17 protein-coding genes and 1 pseudogene are annotated in these 22,764 nt (G+C 59.6%); 10 read left to right on the forward strand and 8 right to left on the reverse strand.

Going from position 1 to position 22,764, the window contains the following annotated elements; all coding sequences use genetic code 11:
* Positions 1–47: 47 nt before the first annotated feature.
* The gene (locus tag ACZ9BX_RS32590) at positions 48–734 is read left to right on the forward strand and encodes a glycosyltransferase (protein ID WP_476222417.1); all 687 of its coding nucleotides are present in this window, start codon (positions 48–50) and stop codon (positions 732–734) included.
* A gap of 61 nt (positions 735–795) precedes the next feature.
* Here ACZ9BX_RS32590 and ACZ9BX_RS32595 read toward each other — a convergent pair whose 3' ends face one another.
* The gene (locus tag ACZ9BX_RS32595; RefSeq protein ID WP_476222418.1) at positions 796–1,554 is read right to left on the reverse strand and encodes a membrane-anchored protein; all 759 of its coding nucleotides are present in this window, start codon (positions 1,552–1,554) and stop codon (positions 796–798) included.
* Positions 1,555–2,209: 655 nt separating this feature from the next.
* On the opposite strand from ACZ9BX_RS32595, the gene ACZ9BX_RS32600 reads away from it, so the two are divergent.
* Complete coding sequence (locus ACZ9BX_RS32600) at positions 2,210–2,590, forward strand: XRE family transcriptional regulator (RefSeq protein WP_476222419.1); 381 nt, start codon at positions 2,210–2,212, stop codon at positions 2,588–2,590.
* A 622-nt stretch (positions 2,591–3,212) separates the two neighbouring features.
* On the opposite strand, the gene ACZ9BX_RS32605 is transcribed toward ACZ9BX_RS32600, so the two are convergent.
* The 4 genes from ACZ9BX_RS32605 to ACZ9BX_RS32620 all read right to left on the reverse strand — a co-directional run bounded on the left by ACZ9BX_RS32605 (position 3,213) and on the right by ACZ9BX_RS32620 (position 7,019).
* On the reverse strand, positions 3,213–3,632 hold the full coding sequence (locus ACZ9BX_RS32605) for an organic hydroperoxide resistance protein (protein WP_476222421.1): 420 nt from the start codon (positions 3,630–3,632) through the stop codon (positions 3,213–3,215).
* A 160-nt stretch (positions 3,633–3,792) separates the two neighbouring features.
* A complete protein-coding gene (locus ACZ9BX_RS32610; protein ID WP_476222423.1) occupies positions 3,793–5,112 on the reverse strand; it encodes a sensor histidine kinase in 1,320 nt (439 codons plus the stop codon).
* Positions 5,109–5,849: a response regulator gene (locus tag ACZ9BX_RS32615; RefSeq protein WP_476222425.1), complete on the reverse strand. Its 741-nt coding sequence runs from the start codon at positions 5,847–5,849 to the stop codon at positions 5,109–5,111. Before ACZ9BX_RS32615 ends, ACZ9BX_RS32610 begins: the two co-directional genes overlap by 4 nt.
* A gap of 117 nt (positions 5,850–5,966) precedes the next feature.
* Complete coding sequence (locus ACZ9BX_RS32620) at positions 5,967–7,019, reverse strand: alpha/beta fold hydrolase (protein ID WP_476222427.1); 1,053 nt, start codon at positions 7,017–7,019, stop codon at positions 5,967–5,969.
* 331 nt (positions 7,020–7,350) lie between these two features.
* Here ACZ9BX_RS32620 and ACZ9BX_RS32625 point away from each other — a divergent pair, with 331 nt between their 5' ends.
* The 3 genes from ACZ9BX_RS32625 (at position 7,351) to ACZ9BX_RS32635 (ending at position 11,162) form a co-directional block, all read left to right on the forward strand.
* On the forward strand, positions 7,351–9,126 hold the full coding sequence (locus tag ACZ9BX_RS32625; RefSeq protein WP_476223109.1) for a cytochrome c biogenesis protein DipZ: 1,776 nt from the start codon (positions 7,351–7,353) through the stop codon (positions 9,124–9,126).
* A gap of 45 nt (positions 9,127–9,171) precedes the next feature.
* Positions 9,172–9,930: an alpha/beta fold hydrolase gene (locus tag ACZ9BX_RS32630; RefSeq protein ID WP_476222429.1), complete on the forward strand. Its 759-nt coding sequence runs from the start codon at positions 9,172–9,174 to the stop codon at positions 9,928–9,930.
* Between the two features lie 518 nt (positions 9,931–10,448).
* Positions 10,449–11,162 (forward strand): LssY C-terminal domain-containing protein, encoded by a 714-nt coding sequence (locus tag ACZ9BX_RS32635; RefSeq protein WP_476222431.1) that lies wholly within the window; start codon positions 10,449–10,451, stop codon positions 11,160–11,162.
* A 62-nt stretch (positions 11,163–11,224) separates the two neighbouring features.
* On the opposite strand, the gene ACZ9BX_RS32640 is transcribed toward ACZ9BX_RS32635, so the two are convergent.
* From ACZ9BX_RS32640 to ACZ9BX_RS32650, 3 genes are all read right to left on the reverse strand, one after another.
* On the reverse strand, positions 11,225–11,599 hold the full coding sequence (locus tag ACZ9BX_RS32640; RefSeq protein WP_476222433.1) for a response regulator: 375 nt from the start codon (positions 11,597–11,599) through the stop codon (positions 11,225–11,227).
* An 80-nt stretch (positions 11,600–11,679) separates the two neighbouring features.
* The gene (locus ACZ9BX_RS32645; RefSeq protein ID WP_476222435.1) at positions 11,680–12,327 is read right to left on the reverse strand and encodes a response regulator transcription factor; all 648 of its coding nucleotides are present in this window, start codon (positions 12,325–12,327) and stop codon (positions 11,680–11,682) included.
* Positions 12,327–14,216 (reverse strand): sensor histidine kinase, encoded by a 1,890-nt coding sequence (locus tag ACZ9BX_RS32650; RefSeq protein ID WP_476222436.1) that lies wholly within the window; start codon positions 14,214–14,216, stop codon positions 12,327–12,329. Before ACZ9BX_RS32650 ends, ACZ9BX_RS32645 begins: the two co-directional genes overlap by 1 nt.
* 271 nt (positions 14,217–14,487) lie before the next feature.
* Here ACZ9BX_RS32650 and ACZ9BX_RS32655 point away from each other — a divergent pair, with 271 nt between their 5' ends.
* The 5 genes and pseudogenes from ACZ9BX_RS32655 to ACZ9BX_RS32675 all read left to right on the forward strand — a co-directional run bounded on the left by ACZ9BX_RS32655 (position 14,488) and on the right by ACZ9BX_RS32675 (position 22,252).
* Positions 14,488–16,158, forward strand: coding sequence for an arylsulfatase (locus tag ACZ9BX_RS32655; RefSeq protein ID WP_476222437.1), 1,671 nt, complete (start codon positions 14,488–14,490; stop codon positions 16,156–16,158).
* A 142-nt stretch (positions 16,159–16,300) separates the two neighbouring features.
* The gene (locus tag ACZ9BX_RS32660) at positions 16,301–17,917 is read left to right on the forward strand and encodes an arylsulfatase (protein WP_476222439.1); all 1,617 of its coding nucleotides are present in this window, start codon (positions 16,301–16,303) and stop codon (positions 17,915–17,917) included.
* Between the two features lie 103 nt (positions 17,918–18,020).
* Positions 18,021–19,031, forward strand: coding sequence for an HAD family hydrolase (locus ACZ9BX_RS32665; RefSeq protein ID WP_476222440.1), 1,011 nt, complete (start codon positions 18,021–18,023; stop codon positions 19,029–19,031).
* Between the two features lie 88 nt (positions 19,032–19,119).
* Positions 19,120–19,907: pseudogene (locus tag ACZ9BX_RS32670) on the forward strand (hypothetical protein).
* Between the two features lie 65 nt (positions 19,908–19,972).
* Complete coding sequence (locus ACZ9BX_RS32675) at positions 19,973–22,252, forward strand: tetratricopeptide repeat protein (RefSeq protein WP_476222442.1); 2,280 nt, start codon at positions 19,973–19,975, stop codon at positions 22,250–22,252.
* Positions 22,253–22,764: the final 512 nt, after the last annotated feature.

Consider the following 22,764-nt stretch of genomic DNA (forward strand, 5'->3'; position numbering starts at 1 on the left):
TCCGTGACTTGCCAAGCAACCAAGGGTCCCGAACGAGAGGAGAACACATGACGGAAGTCGTCAACATATATGTCGGTTTCGATTCGAAAGAAGTCGTCGCTCACCACGTGCTGTCGCAGAGCATTCTGGAGAGATCAAGTGTGCCGGTTCGTATAACGGCGATCTATCTTCCAAACCTCGGAAAGGTATTTACGAGAGAGCGCAACGCGCTGCAGTCGACGGAGTTCTCGTTCTCTCGTTTCCTAACGCCATACTTGAGCTCCTTTCAGGGGTGGAGCCTCTTTATGGATTGCGACATGCTCGCGAGAGCAGATATCGCTGAATTGTGGGCACTCAGAGATGACCGGTTCTCAGCCATGTGCGTCAAGCACGACTACCAACCAAAAATAGAGACGAAGTTCCTGGGCCAAACGCAAACGAAATACGAAAAGAAAAACTGGTCCAGCTTGATCCTCTTCAACAATGCTCGGTGCAAAGCGTTAAGTACCGAGTACGTGAATACCGCGACCGGCCTACAGTTACATCAGTTCAAATGGCTTGAAAGCGATGATCTGATCGGCGAACTGCCGGTCACGTGGAACTATCTCGTGAATGAATATGACAAGAGAGATGATGCCAAAATTGTGCATTTCACGGACGGCGGCCCGTATTTCGACGAGTATAAGGATAATGACTACGCCGACGAGTGGTTTGCGACAAGAGATCGAATGCTCCATGTTCAGCAGCGAGCATGAGCGATCGCACTGACGGCTCCACCCCGGAAGACCCGTCTTCAAGAGACCTGCGTAGCCGTCGTCAGGTTGTCGGCACCGGTTGCCACAGCGGTAGACCGGTGGCCTCCGATACATTCGGATCAGCCGTGAAAATCGGCATCCCCAACTTAACCAATCGCCGGATCATGTTCATATCCGGCTCTGAATGTTTTCGTGCCAGTCCAACATGATTATACACGTGTCCCGCTGATGATGGATCAATGCCCGACAAAATCACGGCCGCCGCATTGCTATTGAGAGCGAGTAAAGCCGCGATAATGCCGTTCGAGTATTTCGTCGAGGCATCGAGCTCGAAATTAAGAATCCCACTCACCTTCCGAACCAGTGAAACTCGCCTATAGCGGTCGACAATCTCAAGATTGTCGCACCGGTAATCAAATGCGCGTAGCCCCTGCTCTAGTTGGCGCCGGCCATGGCGCCAAAGCATAAGATAAAGAGTTCCGGTCTCCCTTCCCCTCAAAATCCGACGGACTTCGCGAGCATTCGTATTAAGCCCTTCAATCTGGTTGTACTGCATGATCGTTATGTGTGGCTTGGCGACGCCCCATGATTCCACCGTATGTTGAGAACCATTGATCGTCACGATTCGATACGTGTCATCCATGTTGGCGGGCATGTTCGCCTGTGGCGCCGATCCGACGACCGCAACAATCTTACCGGTTAGTGTGGGATCGAATACAGGCTCAGGTCGCACTAACAGGTATTTTATAAGCCGATAAATCCATTGCTTGGCACGAAACACCTGGCCGTGCTGGATGTTTTCCAAATCATCATTCTGCAAGCTCAATCACCCCAGATTGCCAAACCAGAAGTAGCGCGTTCATGCGCCGATCCCGAAAATGCCGTCGTCATCGGTCACTATGCATGACCAGACGCTTTGCCCATATTGATTGAACGCGAAATTCTTTGCCTCATCAACGGTCGAAAAATAAGGCCCATTGCATAGAATCTTCTCTCCGGAAAATGCAGCTTTAAGAACGCAAATCATTCCAACGGGCGTCTCGGCGTTCCGGTGTATCGCGAACTCGCTGTCAATGAGATCTATCTACGCTAAAACGGCTTGATTTGAATTGCCATTTTCAGCAGGCTCGCGCGTAGCTTTCGCCTCGTGAACCTGAGCTTTCGAAAATATTACAGCCTTCATGGGCCTGGTTATCGTGTCTACTACATGATTGATGCCGTGTCCGTGTGGTTGAGCAAAGCCCGAAGCTGCCGTTTGTCCGGCGCTGTGCCTCGGGTGCGGTCGACACGAACGGGCGAAGCGGCCCGGCCCAAGGTCAGGACGATGCGAGGCGAGAAAGGTGGGGTTGCGGACAATGCGGACCGCGTCCGCGGTCTGCAGTGGACGCGGCCATGCCTTGCGAAGCAAGCTGAATGATTGCAAGAACCGACAAGAGATTTTACGCAGCATCTCGAGGCAATGAAGGAGAAAAAGAATGGCTAGAACATTGGATGAGGTTCTTCAGAACCTCTCCGCGGAGCGCCGCGAGCGTCTCGAACTCCTCGGCAACGAGCGCCTAGAGGAATACCGCACACTTCAGGACCTCCGGAAAGCTCGAGACTTGACCCAGGTTCGCATGGCTGAAACGCTTGGCGTAAAACAGGAGAATATCTCGCGGCTGGAGAAGCGAAGCGATCTGCTGTTGTCGACCTTGCGCGGCTATGTCGGAGCCATGGGCGGCACGTTGGAACTCGTCGCCCGGTTTCCGGACCGGGAACCGGTGATCTTGTCGTCCTTATTTGACGATAACGCCGAACCAGCATCGAAACAAAGAACGCCGAGAGCTCGCGTTAAAAAACACCGCTCGGCGGCCTGAGTCGATCGCCGTCGCGGGCTCCTTTTTAATACGTCAGCACAATCGAGACAAAAAGGGCGCTCGACCCTTTCGGGGAGCGCCCTTCCAACCCGGACAGCATCGAACGCTCCAACCGGAGGTCAAGCAAGAGGCCGTCAAAACGGGAAGTGAGCTCTAAATGAGACCTGCATGGGCCGATTTCAAGTGGCACGAATCTTCAGCGATTGCTATCGCGCGAGCCATGCTCGTAATTCGAAATCGGAGCCGGACAGAATGACATCACGCCATAGCCGAGCGGGTGATTCGACGGAGACGCCGAGTTCATGGCGATCGTCGAGCTGTGGGTTTCTGGAGACATCTAAGCAGACGAGATGCGCGATCGGTATAATGCGTTGCTGGCACACCGTTCGCGCAGCAAACGCCGACTCGGTCTCAGCCGCGAAATCAGTCCGCAAATACCGAAAGCAACGGCCGTCCGGGCGGGCGATGGTTAGACACAGGACGTAGCGAAGATAGCCGCGCTTAGGATGCAGATTATCACCGGTTTCATTCGACCCTCCGGGACACGGCTTGAGCCGTGTCCCATTCCCTTAGAGTTTGCGCTTTATCAAGCGCCAAGCCAGGCCACTGCAGCTCTTCGCATTTACGCGGCGATCTGCAGATCCACATGGATGTTGCCACGCGTTGCCTTAGAGTATGGGCAAGTCTGGTGGGCTTCCTCGACAAGCCCTCGGGCGAGTTCCGGCTCGATACCCGGCAGGCTGATTTTCAAGCGGGCCTGCAGGAGATAGGCGCCATCCGTAGTGCCGAGATCGATCTCCGCATCGACGGCCGCGTTGTCGGGAAGCCGGAGCTTGCGTTTTCCGGCGGCAAGGCCCATAGCGCCGATGAAGCAGGCCGACCAGCCGGCTGCGAAGAGCTGCTCGGGATTAGTGCCGGCGTGGGTACTGCCCGGAGGCGAAAGCTTGATGTTCAGTTGACTATCATCGCTGCGCGAGAACCCGTCGCGCCCGCCGGTGGTATGAGTCCTGCCGGTGTAGAGAACCTTGTCGATCTTCGTCATGGAGCATTCCTTTGTTTGTGTCGCTGTCTGCAACGTCTTCTGACAGGGAGTCGTTTGACGGATTGACGTGTCCGGCATGTTTCCGAAATCGGCGAAAGTGTAACAAAGCGCAGCAGCGGCCCGGCGGACGTTTTTCCAAAAACGTCCGAAATTCCCGGAGTTAGCCGATGCTGACCTCGGCCGCCAGTCCGCCTCCGGCGCGATTGTAGAGCCTGACCGAGCCACCGATCGTCGCGGCAAGCTGCTGGGCGATGGCAAGACCCAGACCAGTTCCGCCGGTCTCGCGGTTGCGGGATTGCTCGAGGCGGAAAAAAGGCTGCATCGCAGCTTCGAGCATCTCTTCCGGAATGCCGGGTCCGCGATCCAGCACCGTGATGATGATATTGCGCTCGCCTTTTCGCTCCACGCTGATTTCGGCGGCACCGGCGAATTTCAGCGCATTGTCTATGAAATTCGACAGGATGCGGCGTAACGCATGCGGCTTCGTCGTGGCCGTGCCTTGGACGAGGCCGGTGACGGTCACGGATTTCCCGGTATCTTGATAATCATACGCAATGCTGTCGATGAACGACGCAAGCTCAATGCGGGAGGTCTTCTCGCCATTGCCATGCGAACTGCGCGCATAGGCTATGCCGTCCTGCACCAGCCGCTCTATCTCGCCAAGATCATGGAGGAGCTTGTTCTTTTCGGGCGAGTCGTCCGCCATGTCGGCGCGCAGCCGCATGCGGGTGATCGGTGTCTGCAGATCGTGGGAGATCGCCGCGAGGATCTGCACCCGCTCTTCGAGGTAATGGGCGATGCGGTCGCGCATGGCATTGAACGCTCGCGCGGCATGGGCGACTTCGCGCGGCCCGGTTTCACTGAGCGGCGAGGCTTTCTTGTTCGGGTCGAGGGCGTCAGCCGCGGCGGCGAGGTCGCCCAGCGGCCGGATCGCCTGGCGAACCGCGAGCCAGGTGCAGAGCACCAGAAGGGCCATCTGGACGGCGAGCACATAGGGCAGCCATTCGGCGATCGGCATGACGCCGGTCGGCGTGACGTCGATGGTGAGCGGCGAGCCGTCGGAAAGCGTCAGATGGCCCTGCAGCCTTTTCCCGTCGCCGGGAATGGATTCGATGCGCAGCGGAAGCCGGTGCCCGACTGCCTCCTCGATCCGGCCGGCGATCTCGGCTGCCCGCCCGGACATGTCCGGCACCCCGGGAAGGCCCGGCCCGAGCACGACACGGTAATTGCCGCGGCTAAGGCGATCCAGCCAGTCAGCCCTTTCGTTTGCCGGTAGACGGTCGAGGATCGCGATCGAGGTCGCAATGTCGCTCTCGAGCGTACCGAGCATGACGGCCTTCGCCGACATGTAACGCTCGAGGAAGAGCACGCTAAAGGAAAGGCCGTAGGCGATCGTAAGACCGGTAAACAGGATGAGAAAAAGCCGGGCGCGGAGCGTGCTTGGCCACCAGCCGGGACGAGACATGCCGTCCGCTTTCATGGCTTGGGCTCCGCGATCTCGATCGGAACCGCAAAGACATACCCTTCGCTGCGCACCGTCTTGATATAGACCGGCTCACGCGCGGCGTCGCCGAGCCGCTGGCGCAGGCGACTCACCAGGAGATCGATCGAGCGGTCAAACAGGTCGGCATCGCGGCCCTGGGTGAGGTTCAGGAGCTGGTCCCGGCTGAGGACGCGCTGCGGGTGGTCGATAAAGACGCGCAGCAGCCGATATTCGGCGCCGCTCAGCGCGATCTCCGTTCCCTCCCTGTCAAGGAGATGCCGGCCGACCGTGTCGAGCCGCCATTCGCCGAAAGCCAGCAATTCGCCTGCCTCGCTGATCTGCAGGTTCGGCGGCAGCATGCGGGTGCGCCGCAGCACCGCCTTGATGCGGGCCAGAAGTTCGCGTGCGGCAAACGGCTTCGGCAGATAGTCGTCGGCGCCCATTTCAAGCCCGATGATCCGGTCCATTTCGTCGCTGCGGGCTGTCAGCATCAGGATCGGCGTCGCCTTGTGCTTACCGACCCGCAACTCCCTGCACAATACGAGCCCGTCATCACCCGGCATCATCACATCCAGCACAATCAGGTCGACCGCATTGGCATCGAGGAAACTGCGCATCTGGCGGCCGTCCGCGGCGGCCGTTGCCCGAAGGCCATTCTTCTTCAGATAGCTCGACACCAGTTCACGGATCTCGCGGTCGTCATCGACGATCAGTATATGGTCGACATGCTCCATCTTCGGACCTTCAAATCCTTTATCAGCTCCGGGCAAGATCGTGGCCCGCTGCCTTTCTTAAACGCTGATCCGGCTGCCGCGAAGTGTGGAAATGCTCTGACGGCAGCCAAGCGCCCTTCAGAAGCGATCGACATCCAGGATGGCCTGCGCGAAAGCCTGCGGCGCCTCCTGCGGCAGGTTGTGACCGATGCCGCCAGTAATGGTACGATGTTCATACTTGCCGGAGAACTTCTTCGCGTAAGCGGCCGGTTCGGGATGCGGCGCGCCATTGGCATCGCTTTCCAGGGTGATCGTCGGCACGGTGATGACCGGAAAGGCGGCGAGCTTCTTTTCCAGTTCGTCATATTTCGCCTCACCCTCCGCAAGACCCAGCCGCCAGCGATAATTGTGGATCGTGATCGCAACATGGTCCGGATTTTCGAGGGCCTGAGCCGAGCGGTCGAACGTTGCGTCGTCGAAACGCCACTGCGGCGAGGCGAGCTTCCAGATCAGTTTTGCAAAGTCATGCCTGTTGGCCTCGTAGCCGGCGCGGCCGCGTTCAGTGGCGAAATAGAACTGGTACCACCAGGAAAGTTCGGCCTGCGGGGACAACGGCTTTTTGTTCGCTTCCTGGCTGCCGATCAGATAGCCGCTGACGGAGACCATAGCCTTGCAGCGTTCCGGCCAGAGGGCCGCCATGATATTTGCCGTGCGGCCGCCCCAGTCGTAGCCGGCGATGACGGCGCGTTCGATCTTGAGCGCATCCATGAAGGCGATCATGTCCGCGGCGATTGCAGCCTGCTGGCCGTTGCGCGGCGTATCCTTGGAGAGGAACTGTGTGGTTCCGTAACCGCGCAGGTATGGCATAAGTACGCGATAGCCGGCCGATGCCAGTAGTGGCGCAACATCCACGAAACTAAAGATGTCGTAAGGCCAGCCATGCAGCAGCAGGGCGACAGGGCCGTCTGCCGGACCGGCCTCGGCATAGCCGATATCAAGCACGCCGGTCCTGACCTGCTTCAATGTATCAAAGGAGATATGCGTACCCGCCTCGACGGCAGGCAGCGCCGCCACGGGAACCTGGGCGGGCTGGGCGCCAGCGGTCCTGCTGAGGCCGAATTCGACCGCTGCCACCGTCAGGGCGGCCATGCCAAAGAAACGACGGCGCTGGTGATTGATCTCACTGGACATTGGCTTTCTCCGATTTGAGTTTGATGACGGCAGAAAACGGCCGGCATGTATCCCCGATGTTTCGCGCATCGCATCCTATTGCATGCGGATGTAGCATCGAGCCCTCCAGATACATTCCGATACAATTCACCTGCGGCCGGCACGCTAGGGCAGCAAGGTCCGCGGGCAATTTGTGTCGCACTGTAGCGCCCGGCCGATTTCTACACTTCGGTACAATTCCCCTTAAACCGGACACATCCTGGATACGTCGCACCCGCCAGATTGGCCCCCGTTGCTGGTCGAGCCGCATCGCCGTCCAGAGCCCGACAGTTCGGTTTCAAAGGAAACGATGATGACGCTTCTTATCATTGCCTATCTCGGGGGAGCGCTGACCATTCTCAGCCCGTGCATCCTCCCTGTCCTTCCATTCGTCTTCGCCCGCGCTGGGCAGCCTTTCGTCCGCAGCACGCTGCCGATGCTGATCGGCATGGCCGCCACCTTCTCGCTCGTTGCGACACTTGCCGCGGTCGGCGGCAGTTGGGCAATCCACGCCAATGAATACGGCCGCCTCGCCGCAATCGTGGTGCTTGCCATCTTTGGCGTCAGCCTTCTTTCGCCGCATGTGGCGAGCATCGTCACCCAGCCGGTGGTCGACTTCGGCAACAGGCTGCTGAACGCCTCGGGTAAGTCGGGTTCCGCACAGACTGCGGCAAGCTCGCTTGTGCTCGGTGTTGCGACCGGCCTGCTTTGGGCGCCTTGTGCAGGGCCGATCCTCGGCATCGTGCTCACGGGCGCTGCGCTGCAGGGCGCCAATCTTGAGACGACGTTCCTGCTGCTCACCTATGCTGCTGGTGCGGCGACCTCGCTTGCAATCGCCCTTACTGCCGGCGGAAAAATCTTTGCCGGCATGAAACGGTCGCTCGGCGTCAGCGAGCGGATCCGCCAGGTTCTGGGCGCGGCCGTGCTGGCCGGCGTCGCCGCCATTGCGCTCGGCTTGGATACCGGCCTGCTGGCTCAGCTTTCCTATGCCAGCACCACCTCCTTCGAACAGACCGTGCTCGACCGCCTGCATGCAAAGCCCACCGCCGATGCGCCGTCCAAGGCCGCCAGCGATGACCGGATGATCGCAGCCGCCGATACGAAGCGGCCGTTCCGCAGCGACCTGCCCGTCGAGGGCCCAGCGCCTTCCCTGGATGGCGCCGTCGAATGGCTGAACTCGCCGCCGCTTACGACAGAACAATTGCGCGGCAAGATCGTGCTTGTCGATTTTTGGACCTACTCCTGCATCAACTGCATCCGCACCACGCCTTTTGTCCGTGCCTGGGCCGGGAAATATAAGGACCAGGGCTTGGTGGTTATCGGCGTGCATGCCCCGGAATTTGCTTTTGAGAAGAAGATCGACAACGTCAGAAAGGCGGTCGGCGACTTCAAGATCGGCTATCCCGTCGCGATAGACAACGACTACCGCATCTGGCGTGCCTTCGAAAACAGCTACTGGCCGGCCCATTACCTGATCGATGCCAAGGGCCAGATCCGCTATCACCACTTCGGCGAAGGCAACTACCGCCAGACCGAGCAGGCGATCCAGGATCTGCTGCGCGAAGCTGGAAGCGCGATGGCGGCCAGCGCACCGGTCAGCCCCAACGCGAAGGGCGCAGAAGCAAGCCCCGACCTTCGCAATGCCCGCTCCGGCGAGACCTATCTCGGCTACAAGCGCGCCACCAACTTTGCCTCCCGGGAAAACTTGCAAGCCGACGCCGCCCGCGACTACTCGGTCGCCGAGCCGAGCCTCAACGAATGGGGCCTCTCCGGCAGCTGGACCGTCGGTGCGGAACAAGCAACCCTCAACCAGCCGGGGGGCCGCATCGCCTACCGCTTCAGCGCCCGCGACCTCCATCTCGTCCTCGGTCCGGGTCCGTCCGGCAAACCGGTCCGCTTCCAGGTGACGATCGACGGCAAGGCTCCGGGAGCCGGCCGGGGAGCCGATATCGATGCCGACGGCAACGGCACGGTGACGGCGACCAGGCTCTACCAGCTCGTCCGCCAGTCCGGCGACGTGGAGGCGCGGAATTTCGAGATCCGTTTCCTCGATCCCGGGGTCGAAGCTTACGCTTTCACCTTCGGCTGACCATCCCTTCCCTCATCGAAAACATAAAAAAACAGGAGTAACCCCATGAACCGCCTTTATCTTTCCACTCTCGCCATCGCATTCGCCTCCAGCGTGATCGCATTCGCAGCCCAGGCTGCGGACGTGAAGAACATCGTCATCGTCCGCGGCGCATTGGCGGACGGCTCCGGCTGGCGCAAGGCGACCGAAATCCTCGAACGGCGCGGCTTCCATGTTACCATTGTCCAGGAACCGATCACCTCGCTCGCCGACGATATCGCCGCGACCAAACGGGTCCTCGACCTCCAGGACGGCCCGGCCCTGCTCGTCGGCCACAGCTATGGCGGCATGGTGATCACCGAAGCCGGCCACAGCACGAATGTCGCCGGCCTTGTCTATGTCGCCGCGTTCCAGCCGGACAAGGGCGAAAGCCTGCTCAGCCTCGCAAGCTCCAAGCCGGCCGGCGGCATGAACATCCGCGAGACGACGGACGGAAAGTATCTCTATCTCGATCCCGCCGCCTTTGCGAACGACTTTGCCGCCGACCTTCCGAAAGACGAAGCCGCGTTCCTGGCGAAATCACAGGTCTTCGCCTCCAAGGAAGCCTTCTCGGCCAAAGCCGGTGATCCCGCCTGGAAGACGAAGAAAAGCTGGACGATCGTCGCCACCGAGGACCGCGCCATCAATCCGGACCTCGAACGTCAGATGGCGGAACGGGCCGGCAGCGAGGTGACCGAGATCAAGGCCAGCCATGCGGTGTTCGCCTCGCAGCCGGAAAAGGTGGCCGACGTCATCGAAAAGGCGGCGAATGAGGCCGGAAACTAACTGGGCGGCGGCCCGTGCAAGCGCGAGCACGGGCCGCCGCCCCTTCTCAAGTGCCCCGACCAGTCAGCCACGAAATCCGGCTCTTCTGCCCAGTGGAGGTGTCACCGGCACATGCCGAATTGAGATTATTCCATCTCCCAAATTGAAAATGCCCGCACAAGGCGGGCAAATCCTTCCATACTGTCAGCAAGCTGCTATCGCAGCACTTCCAGTCCTTTTCGTTCGACAAGATCAAGAATCTTGATGGCCATGCTGCCAGGCTTACTCGCCAGAACAGATTCTCCTAAATCGCTGATAAACTTAATTTAATCTCTATCGGCCATCCAGATTTAGTTGCTCCGGAGCCAACGGGATAAGCCATTTTGAGAAAGCAATCTGCTGGTCGATGGCTGAGTTTTCGCGCCCGCCTGTTCCACTCGACAGCTACCCGCAGTACCTACGCAGTCTCTTACTTTCTGGATGCATCATTTGCAATTTCGCCGTATCGTTCCGAGAGACTTGGGGGCGGGCGAAATCCAATGCGTCATCGCACGAAAATTCGAACGGCGCTGGGCGCCGTGACTATCCTGCTAGGCATATATTTGCTGCTCGCTTATTTTGTCATTCCCGAGATCTGGGTTTTTCACGATGCGGATCGCGTTGCGAAGCTGGGCAACATGGTCACGACCACCGCGCAGGACATTCCGGGCGATCCGGTCAATGTCGGTCTCGTCGGTTCGAAGGAGGACGTGGTCCGCGCCTTTGTCGCGGCCGGATGGGATCCTGCCGATAAAATCACCTTGCGCACATCGATCGATATCGGGTTGAGCGTCGTGCTTGACCGGCCCGACCTCGATGCCCCGGTCAGCCCGCTGTTTTTTGAGGGAAGAAAGCAGGACCTCGCCTTCGAGAAGCCTTTGGGCAAAAGCGCCGACGAGCGCAACCATGTTCGTTTCTGGCTCACGAAGCAGCCCGGGGAGGACAACCGTCCGCTATGGTTTGGCTCGGCAAGCTTTGATCGTGGCGTCGGTCTCAGTCACGACACCGGGCAGATTACGCATCATATTGGCCCGGATATCGATGCCGAGCGGAACCTGGTTATCGGCGATCTTCTCAAGGCGGGCCAACTTCTGTCGAGCTATGAGATCGATGGCATCGGGGCGACAAGAACCGGTCGCAACGGAGGCGGCGATCCCTATTTCACCGACGGGAAGGCCCTCATCGGCGTGCTTCGGACGAAAAAAGGCGATTAATCATCGATGTCGTGACCATCCGTTTCTTGTCCGTCAGCTTGCATTCCGGAGATTTGCCTTGCTTACACACTGAGCGCCTTGTTGATTGCCGCGATAAGATCGGATCCGGCAAACGGCTTTCGCAAGTACGCGATGCACCCCGCCCACTCGGCCTCTGCCTGCAGGCGTCGCTCTTCGAGTGCTGTGATAAAGATGACCGGCAGGTTCGAGCCCGCCTCTTTCAGCCTACGCTGCAATTGCATGCCGGACATGCCACCGTCCAAGTCGATATCCAGCACAAGGCAGGCAACGTCGATGCTTTCATATTGAGCGAGAAAGGCTTCAGCGGATGCATATTCTGTGGCTGCAAAACCATAGGCGTTGAGGAGCCGTCCGACGCTCCGCCGTATGCTTGCGTCATCGTCTACAACGGCGACCGTGCGGCGCAGCTTTCCCATCTCAAGCCCCCACTCGTGACTATGTGAGAGATACACGATAGCCCTAATAGTAGGCGTGTTGGCGTTCGATTGATATTGCCCTAAAGGGAACTCGCCGGGACGTTCCGCCCAGAAGGGCTTCGCTCTACAGGACTGATACTGGCTGCAATCGACACGACTTCGGCAACGGACCGTACGCCGAGCTTTTCCATCACGCGATGGCGGTGCACCTTCACCGTACGCTCCGAAACGCCAAGGGCATAAGCGATCTGCTTATTGAGACGGCCACGGATGATGAACTCAAAGACTTGGGCTTCGCGCGCGCTCAGGCTCGCCACCAACGCCCGCTCTTCCTGACGCCGCTCGTGCTCGCTGCGCTGCCTCTCATATTGGGCCAACGCTCGCTCGATCGTTTCTATCAGCACCGCCGTCGATGTGCGTTTTTCCAGAAAGTCCTGTGCGCCCGCCTTCATCGCGTCGACGCTGGCCTTTATATCTCCTTCGCCTGTGAGGAAGACTATCGGCAACAGAGGTGCTCGCTCCCGCAGTTGCCGCTGTACTTGCAAGCCGCTCTGGCCGGGCATCTGCAGGTCAAGAAGAACGCAGCCCGGCTCGCAGTCTGAAAGGCAAGAGAGAAACTGATCGCCGGATTCGTAGGCCTCGACTTTGAGACCATACGTGGAAAGCAGCCTCGCAGTCGCCGTTCGGTAGGACTCGTCGTCGTCTACAATATGGATGACCGGCTTCATCAAACGTTCTCCTCCCGCCGAGCCAGGGGCAGGACAACGCGAAAGATTGCGCCGCCTTCGGGCCGGTTGGAAGCCGAGATCGTGCCTCCGTAGGTCTCGACAATAGCGCGCGCTATGGAAAGACCCAATCCGGTCCCGGCTTGCTTGGTCGTATAGAACGGGTCGAAGATTCTGGGAAGGCGCTCCTCTGGAATACCGTTGCCTGTGTCGGTGACACAGAGCGCGGCCTTCTCGTTGGCCAGTCCTGTCGCGAACGTCAGTGTCCTCCTGGGAGAACCGACATCCAACATGGCGTCCATCGCGTTTGTTGCCAGATTGAGGACGACCTGTTGCACGTGAACCTTGTCGGCACGTACGGGTAACTCTGCTGTCGGCTCAGTCGCCTTCAACGTAATGCCCCGGCGTTCGGCCTCACCGTGAATGATGCGAATGGCGCTCGACATGACGTCGTTGAGGTCGAACTCTTGCCAGTCGATCTCGCTTCTCTTCTTGAGCAACCCCCTCATCCTGCCAATGATATCGCCTGCCCGCTGGTCGTCTTCCTGGATGTCTTGAAGAATCTGCCGGATCAATTCCAGATTGGGGGTTTCGCTTCGAAGCAGCTCGGAAGCGGCTTCGGCATTGTTTCGGATGGCCGACAGGGGCTGGTTCAGTTCGTGGGCGATAGACGACGACAAAGCGCCAGCCGTTGCGGACTGGTTGAGATGAACAACCTCGAGCAGGTGAAGGCGAGACCGGCGCTCCGCGTCACGGCGTCTGCGTCGCTCGAATAGAAGGATTGCGATAACGCCCGCCTGCATAAAAACGACGGCAAGGACCCCTGTCGCCGCTAGCCAATGTTCCTCCCAAAAGCCTTTCTGCTTGTACATCTGGATGGTACCCGGCGGCAGATCCTTCTCCGGCAGCCCCCAGCGCCGAAGTTGCCGGGCATCGACGATGTATGTCTGCGACGCGTTGACGTCCGCCACCAGCTTGCCGGCGATCGCATCGATGACGAGGTTTCCGACGGTGCGCCCCAACGTCTCGAACGTGACGGTATTGCCGCCGACGACGCCGTGGTCGATGTAGGTTTGATAGGGGCCGTAGACGGGCGCACTGGCAGTTGCTGCAATCTGCCTCACCGCTTCGCGCGGAATGAAGTTCCGTCCTGCGCGATCTTTAAAAACCGTCAAGGCAAGGATGATGCTGTCGGAGGGCACATGTGCTGCGCGTTCGATGAACTCCTCAATCGTCAGATCTTCCAGGTATGTCGTGTCGTATGATTTCGAGAACTCGCCGAGATCGGCGCGGGCCGTCGCCAACCATCCCCGGTCGAAGTCGGACGATCCGCCGATGATGTAGAGGTGTCGGGCCTTGGGTTGCAGGTTGCGGGCCATTTCAGCGGTTTTCAGGATGTCGAATGTCGTGAAGGCGCCGATGACGTCATCCGGGAGATTGATCTTCTCGGCAGTGGAGTTGCCGAAACCGGCCGCGACAATTTTTGCGGTGGGTGCGATCGCACTGCGGTTGGCCGATATGAAGCTGGCGGACTCCCTGCCAAGCGCGACGACCACATCGGGGCGACGAGCGGCATACTTCTCTGCGAGGTATTGCCCCATGCGTGCGACATGGTCGGCTTCCGGAAATCTCGACAGATCCAGGAACTCTGAAAACAAATCAACCTTGCCATCTGTCGCTCCCAGCAAACGGCTACGCAACGCTTCTCCGACAACCGTCGTCGCCACGACCCTCTCGTCGTAGGGATAGAGGATGAGGATGCGCGGGACCCGGTCGATGATTGGGAACGATGTGCCGGAATTTGCCGCGTGGCAGTTCGAAACAATCAATGCGCCGGCCGCCAGCAAGAGGCCAGCGCACTGCAATCGACCTGACCACTTGCCCGAACCCATCCGGCTTCCCCCAAAGCCGCACAACAATAACACCTTAACGGTGTAATGTCATCTCACAATATACTACCATTGATTGGGACATCGCATGCCAGATTCCCTAAAGGGCAATATCGGCGACCACCTGCATCCGCTAATGTCCACGTCGGCCGACTGGGTAGAGGCTCCGTCGGTTTATCGCAGTGTAAAGTTCCGTTTCGCCTGACGCATGCAACCGCGCGGCGACGCCCGGTATCTGCCATCACTCAGGCGAACGTCCAACCGAGGATTTGATATGAACAGCAGAATCCTTATCCGCTGCATGGGAGCATTGGCTTCCTCCACCATTGCCTGGTGCGCAGTCTCATCCGCGCAAGCGCAGGACGCGCCAGCAAAGCCCAACATCCTGTTCATCGTCTCCGACGACACAGGCTACGGCGATCTCGGCCCCTATGGCGGCGGCGAGGGCCGCGGCATGCCGACGCCGAACATCGACAAGCTGGCAGACGAAGGGATGACGTTCTTTTCTTTCTATGCCCAGCCGAGTTGCACGCCCGGCCGCGCCGCGATGCAGACCGGACGTATTCCAAACCGCAGCGGCATGACGACAGTTGCCTTCCAGGGCCAGGGCGGAGGCCTGCCCGCCGCCGAATGGACGCTCGGATCCGTAATGAAACGAGGTGGCTACCAGACCTATTTCACGGGCAAGTGGCACCTTGGCGAGGCAGACTACGCGATGCCGACCGCTCAGGGCTATGACGAAATGAAATATGTCGGCCTTTATCATCTCAACGCCTACACCTATGCCGATCCGACCTGGTTCCCGGACATGGATCCGAAACTCAGGGAGATGTTCCAGAAGGTGACCAAAGGCTCGCTGTCCGGCAAGGCCGGCGGCGAGGTTAAGGAAGACTTCAAGATCAACGGCCAGTACGTCGACACGCCGGTGATCGACGGCAAGGAAGGTGTCGTCGGCATCCCATACTTCGATGGCTATGTTGAGAAGGCGGCGATCGAATTCCTGGATGCCGCCGCAAAGAAGCCGGATCAGCCGTTCTTCATCAACGTCAACTTCATGAAGGTGCACCAACCGAACCTTCCGGCGCCCGAGTTCCAGCACAAGTCCCTGTCGAAGTCGAAGTATGCAGACTCGATCGTAGAACTCGACACGCACATCGGCAGGATCTTGGACAAGCTGCGTGAAACCGGCATGGACAAGAACACGCTGGTTTTCTACACGACGGACAACGGGGCCTGGCAGGACGTCTATCCGGACGCCGGATACACGCCGTTTCGCGGCACCAAAGGCACCTTGCGCGAGGGTGGCAACCGTGTTCCTGCGATTGCAGTCTGGCCGGGCAAGATCAAACCTCGAACCAAGAATCACGATGTCGTCGGTGGCCTCGACCTGATGGCGACCTTCGCCGCCGTCGGCGCGGTTCCTCTGCCTGACAAGGACCGCGAAGACAAGCCCATCATCTTCGACAGTCACGACATGTCGCCGATCCTGCTCGGCACCGGAAAGTCGGACCGCAAATCATGGTTCTACTTTACCGAGAACGAGCTCTCGCCCGGCGCGATACGCGTCAACAACTACAAGTTCGCGTTCAATATCCGCGGCGATGACGGAGCCTCAACGGGCGGGCTGGCCGTCGACTCCAACCTCGGCTGGAAGGGTGCGGAGAAATATGTAGCCACAGTGCCTCAGGTGTTCGATCTGTGGCAGGACCCGCAGGAACGCTACGACATTTTCATGAACAACTTCACCGAGCGGACCTGGATGGGCGTGGTCATGGGCGAGGAATTGAAGAAGATCATGGCCACGTACGTGGAGTACCCGCCTCGGAAGCCCCAGAGTCTGACCTACAACGGCCCCATCACACTGTCGGATTACGAACGCTTCCAGTGGGTCCGAGACTCCCTGGCGAAAGAAGGCGTGAGCATTCCGATGCCGACCGGCAACTAACGCCGCACGGCGGCCTAGGATCACGCCTGGGCCGCCGGACTCTGACCGCCTCAGTGCGAAATTGGGCACGTGTCAGTTGGGCAGTTTTCAACGAGGGCGCAGGCCACCGGCCCCGCCTCGGGCAGTTGGGAGGAATTGAACAATGCATAGATTTAAAAACGTCTGGCTTGGTCTTTTGGGTTCCGCATTTGCCGCGATAACAACGGTCGACCCCGCGGCGGCACAGGAAAAACCCAACATCGTCGTCATTATGGCAGATGACGTCGGTATCTGGAACATCGGCGCCTATCACCGCGGCATGATGGCCGGGCGCACGCCGAACCTCGACAAGATCGCCAACGAGGGCATGCTGTTTACCGACTACTACGCCGAGGCGAGCTGCACGGCTGGTCGCGCGGCCTTCGTTATGGGCCAACTTCCAATTCGCACCGGCCTGACCACGGTTGGCCAAGCCGGCGCCACTGTCGGCATGCCGGCGGAAGCAATGACCATTGCGACGGCGCTCAAGGACTTGGGCTACGCCACGGGGCAGTTCGGCAAGAACCATCTCGGCGACCGCAACGAGTACTTGCCCACGGTCCACGGCTTCGACGAGTTCTTCGGCTATCTCTATCACCTCGACGCCATGGAGGACCCGTCACACCCCGGCTACCCGCAGGAATTGTTGGACAAGGTCGGCCCCCGCAACATGGTTCACAGCTTTGCGACCGAAACCGACGATGCAACGGTAGACCCGCGCTGGGGCAAGGTCGGAAAGCAGAGGATCGAAGACGCCGGTACTCTTTATCCGGATCGGATGGAGACGGTGGATGAAGAAATCCGCGATATCGCGTTCAAATGGCTCGACAAAGTGAAGGCGGACAACAAGCCGTTCTTTCTGTGGCTCAATCCCACACGCATGCATATCGTGACCCATCTGTCACCCAAATATGAGGCTTTGCGCAATTCGAAGAACGGATGGTCGCTTCAGGAAGCAGGCATGGCCCAGCTCGACGACATAGTGGGCGCGACCATGCAGAAGTTGACGGACATGGGCGTGGACGACAACACGATCGTCGTGTTCACGACGGACAACGGCACCGAGACCTTCACCTGGCCGGACGGCGGCAACACCCCGTTCAAGGGGCAAAAAGGCACCGTCTATGAAGGCGGCTTCCGTGCCCCCGCGATGATACGCTGGCCCGGCAAAGTGCCTGCGGGCAAGGTCGAAAATGGCATCGTCTCCGGCCTCGACTGGTTCCCCACCTTTGTTGCCGCTGCCGGCAATCCGAACATCAAGGAGGAACTGCTGAAGGGCAAAACCGTCGGCGACAAAACCTACAAGAACCATCTCGATAGTTACAATCAGCTGGACTTGGTCACCGGCAAGGGACTCTCTGCCCGGCAGGAGGTATTCTATTTTGGCGAAAGCACTCTCGGAGCGGTGCGCATAGGCGACTACAAGTATCGCTTCATTGACCAACCCCACGGTTGGATCGGCGTCAAGAACCAGCTCAACGCGCCCACCCTGACAAACCTGCGCCTGGACCCGTTCGAGCGCTTAGGCGATCCGGAAAACGGGACCTTGGATGGCGCGCAGGGAAATTTCATGGGCTGGTTTGTCTACGAGTTCTGGCGCTTCGTGTTCGTCCAACAGCAGGTAGCTGCCCTCGCCCAAACGGCAATCGAGTATCCGCCGCTGCAGAAGGGCGCAAGCTTCAACCTCGACGCTGTGAAGGCGCAAATCGAGGCCGCGGTTAAACAACGCGCAGCTCAGTAGCATGGCGTCAATCTGCGCGGCTGATCGCTCTTTGCGGTCGGCCGCCAATGAATATTTCGCCGTCGATCGGCAACGTGATGAACATAACAATACGGAGTGTCACATGCTTGCGAAGTATGATCTCCCCGAACTGACCCGTCGCGTCATATTGGCTGCCGCCGCGGCTCTGCTCGTCGCACCGCTGGCTTTCGCCCAGACCGATCCTCTTCCCTCCTGGAACGACACCGCCCCGAAGGCGGCGATCGTCGCCTTCGTCGAGAAGGTGACAAAGGAGGGTTCGCCGGAGTTTGTCCCGGAACTGGAGCGCATCGCCGTGTTTGACAATGACGGCACGCTTTGGACCGAGCATCCGATGTACACGCAACTCGCCTTCGCGCTCGATCGCGTGAAGGCGCTTGCTCCGGAACACCCGGAATGGAAGGACACGCAGCCGTTCAAGGCCGTGCTCGAAGGCGACATGAAGACGCTGGCCGCATCCGGCGAAAAGGGTCTCCTGGAACTCATCATGGCGACCCATTCCGGACTGACCAGCGACGACTTCCAGAAGATCGTTACCGATTGGCTTGCCACTGCGCGCGACCCGAAGTTCAAGCGCCCCTACACCGAACTCGTTTATCAGCCGATGGTCGAGCTGCTCGCCTATCTGCGCGCCAACGGCTTCAAGACCTTCATCGTCTCGGGCGGCGGTGTTGAGTTCATGCGGCCATGGACGGAGCAGGTCTACGGCGTCCCGCCAGAGCAGGTTGTTGGGTCGTCGATCAAGACCGAGTTCAGGATGCGTGACGACACGCCGACCTTGTATCGCCTGCCGCAAGTCAACTTCATCGACGACAAGGCAGGCAAGCCGGTTGGGATCAACGAGCATATCGGCCGCCGGCCGATTGCGGCCTTCGGCAATTCCGACGGTGACCTTGAAATGCTGCAATGGACGACGATGGGCGGTGCGCCCGCGCGTCTCGGCGTCCTCGTCCACCACACCGATGCGGAGCGCGAATATGCCTACGACCGTGACACTCAATTCGGCCGCCTCGACAAGGCGCTCGACGCGGCAGCGATCATAGGTTGGACCGTTGTCGACATGAAGGCCGACTGGAAGCAGATCTTCAAAGACTAAGGCCTTACGCGGCTCTGCGGTGACATTGGACTCCAACAGCGTTCACCGGGACAGGTGTGCTGCCTGTCCCGCCTGGGAGGATATCACAATGAAAATCGACCATATTGCTTCACTGGCCTTCGCCGGAGGTTTCGCGCTGGCCACTGCCGCCTTTGCGCAGGAGCCCCGAAAAAGCCCCACGTACCGCTCGAAAAGGCAATTGGCAAAGTCGCGCCAACGGGTCCGGTCCCGTCATTGGCGGTTATCAACTCGGCAGCCAAGATCGAGAACGGAAAGCTCGTGCTGACCGGTGTCTCGCCCAACTCGATCGTCTTTGCTGACCGGCCGGTGCGAGCTTCCGGGCATATGATGACCGAACACTTCATCATGCAATGGGACGACGGCAAGGACAATTTCGCCGTCGATCCTCCGAACGCGACGGTATCGGTGCTGGGTGGCGACGGATCGGACGTCAGCGACGCCGTCGTCACGCTCAAAACCCCGAAGCTCGACGGCAACACGCTGACATTCGACATTGCCATTCTGGAAGGAAGCCTGAGCGGTGCAACTGGGCCTGCAGCCCTGTTCATCGATCACTTCGGCGGCGGTGGCGGCTTCGGCGGTGGCGGCTTCGGCGGCGGCAGTTTTGCTGGGGGAGATTTTGGCGGAGGCAGCTTCAGGGGCAATGGCGTGCAGATCGGCGACACCAACATCAACCGTGTGGGAGGCAGCTACTGGCATGCGCCCGTCTATCACGGAGCTTGGTATCGCGGCGCCCCGGTCGCCGCTGGCGTGGTCGCCGGTGCGGCCATCGGAGCGGCAGCAGCGCGTCCCTACTATCCCTACTATACCAACGGCCCGCAATGCGGCTACTATCCCTACCCGCCTTGCTACTGACCCCATTCCCGTCACGCCGCCGCGGCGGCGTGACGTTTCCTAAACTGGTATGATGGAGCGATTGAGTGGCAGCATCTGTTCGGTCAGCGGCGGTTGGAAGGATAATCCTCCTGTTGTTGGTGTTGCTCGCGTCCACCGGGGGGAGCCTTGCGACCGATGACGTCGCGATACCTGTCCCGGATCCTCGGATATCTGTTCATGAGGGCTTCGTCGACGAGAAGACCTGCGCGTCCTGCCATGGCGATCAGGCGGCCGCTTTCGCGAAATCCGACCATGCAAGGGCCATGGCGTTAGCCGACGAAAACGCCGTTCGGGCGGATTTCAACAATTCCCGGTTTGAACATGACGGCACTGTCACGACGTTCTCCCGCCGCGACGGACGGTTCCTCGTCAGAACGGAGGGACCGGACGGCAAGGAAGCCGAGTTCGAGGTGAAATATACATTCGGCTATGAGCCCCTTCAACAATACTTGGTCGACACGGGAGGCGGCCGGCTGCAGGCGCTTGACGTCGCCTGGGACACAACCAGACAGCAGTGGTTCTGGCTCGGCAACAATACCCCAGCCAAACCAGGCTCGACCTATCACTGGACGGGTCCGTTCTACCGCTGGAACCGCACCTGCATCGACTGTCACTCGACCGATCCACAAGCGGGCTTTCAACCGGCGACGAACGAATACAAGTCGACCTACATCGCCACGAGCATCGGTTGTCAATCCTGTCACGGCCCTGGCGCGAAGCACGTCGCCTGGGCGGCGTCCGGCAAGGCCTCCTCCATCAGCAATCCAGACCTCGGATTGCCGAAAGCCGACGCAAGCGCTTGTTTTGCCTGCCATGCAAGACGGACCAGGCTCCTGACCGGCCACGAGGCCGGGAAGCCTTTTCTCGATTACTTCTCCCCGGCACTGCTGCGAGAGGATCTCTACTTTCCCGATGGGCAGATACTCGACGAGGTCTTCGAGTACGGCTCGTTTCAGCAAAGCAAAATGGCAAGGGCGGGCGTGACCTGTCTCGATTGCCATCGTCCGCATGAGGCCGGCCTCAAGGCCGCGGGCAACGCGCTCTGCACGCAATGCCATTCGGAAATCAAGCCCGAGCGCTTTGCGAAGCAGGATCCCAGCGGACTGTTCGACGATCCGAGCCACACCCACCATCCAGTCGGCTCGGCCGGCGCGCAATGCGCCAACTGTCACATGCCACAGCGCACGTATATGAAAGTCGATCCGAGACGCGATCACTCGTTCGTCATTCCTCGACCGGATCTATCGGCGACCTTCGGAACGCCAAATGCATGCATGACCTGTCACGCGGGCAAGAGCAACGCCTGGGCAGCGGAAACCATGGACAAATGGTACGGAGCGGAATGGCGCAAGCGTCCGACGATCGCCCATGCGTTCGCGGGCGCCGCGAATGGCGAGCAGGCTGCGTTGGACGCACTCCGCAAGCTCGTCAACGACGAGGACCAGGCCGGGATCGTCAGGGGCAGCGCCGTTGCCAGAATGAGCCGAATTGACGGAGCGGACGTCACCGCTGACGTTCGATCCGCATCCGTGGACGCAGATCCACTCGTCAGGCTCGGAGCAGCGGAAGCCGCAGTCAACCTTCCGCCGGAGCGCCGGCTGGAGGCGATCGGCGGCCTGCTCAGCGATGAAACGCGCGCCGTGCGCGTAGCGGCAGCAACGGCCCTCGGAAGCACACCTCCCGACCTCTTCGGCAACCAGCGAGGCAGCTTCGAAGCCGCCGTCAACGACCTTCGTGCCTACGTCGATACAAATGCAGACGTTGCGGAAACGCAGAGCAACTATGGCTTCTTCCTGTTCGGCCAGCAGCGCATAGCAGAGGCGGAGGCCGCCTTTCGGCGAGCAATCTCGCTGGACCCGACACTGGAAGGATCACGGGTTAATCTTGCGGAGTTCTATCGTGCCACCGGCCAGACCGACAGATCCGAGCAAACCTATGCCGAAGCAATCTCGGTGGCGCCCGATCGCGCCGATCTGCGTTACGGGCATGCTCTGTCCCTGGTTCGCAAGAAGGCGATTGACAACGCCATTTTGGAACTGGAGGAAGCGATCCGGCTCGATCCTCAGAACTCCCGCTACAAGACGACGCTTGCGGTTGCCCTCGACTCCGTCGGAAGGACGGGAGACGCGCTGAACAGGCTCGATGCCTGGGCGGCCGCCGGCTCGGATCCCGATTTGACGGGCCTCGCGCTCCAATACAGTCTCAAGCTTCAGCGGTTGCCGGACGCGTTGAAGTTCGCAGAGCGCATGGCCGAACTGAGACCACAAGACCAGCAGATCTCGGATCTGCTGAGGCAGTTGCGACAGGCCGTCAACCAGCAATAGATGTTCCTGCCTGCCGAAATCCACTTCCTATCGCACAGTCGCGAGCAAACGATTTCGGGGGCCTTCTCATGAAGGCCATTCATGTGCATGCGATCCTACTGCTGACAGGCGAATCCTCGGCGGGGCGAAGACGGTCGAGACCCGCAGCCAGCAGGGGCCGATCGTCGGCGTGTCCGTTCATTTCTGGGGATTGCAGTCGCCGGATGGGGAGCGGCTGGCGATTACGATGTCGGGCGATCGTCGTGCTCGCGCTGTGAGAGCCGGATGTCCTGCAAGAGCCGGAAGAACGCCACCGCGAGGAAGGAAAGAGTAGCGATGAAAAGAAGGGCGGCTCCCGGCTCGTGGCGGTATCCCAGGAAGGCGATGACGAAGCCTAAGAGCAGCAAAAACGCGCGATTAGGTAAGCAACTGCCACCAAGGCGAGCCGACTAAAACTCGTTGGATCACCGCGATCCAGAGGGGCTGATAAACGAGAAGATAATAATATCTCATCCTACGCGCGCTTAAAATTG

The sequence above is a fragment of the Rhizobium sp. USDA 3886 genome, from assembly GCF_056279785.1.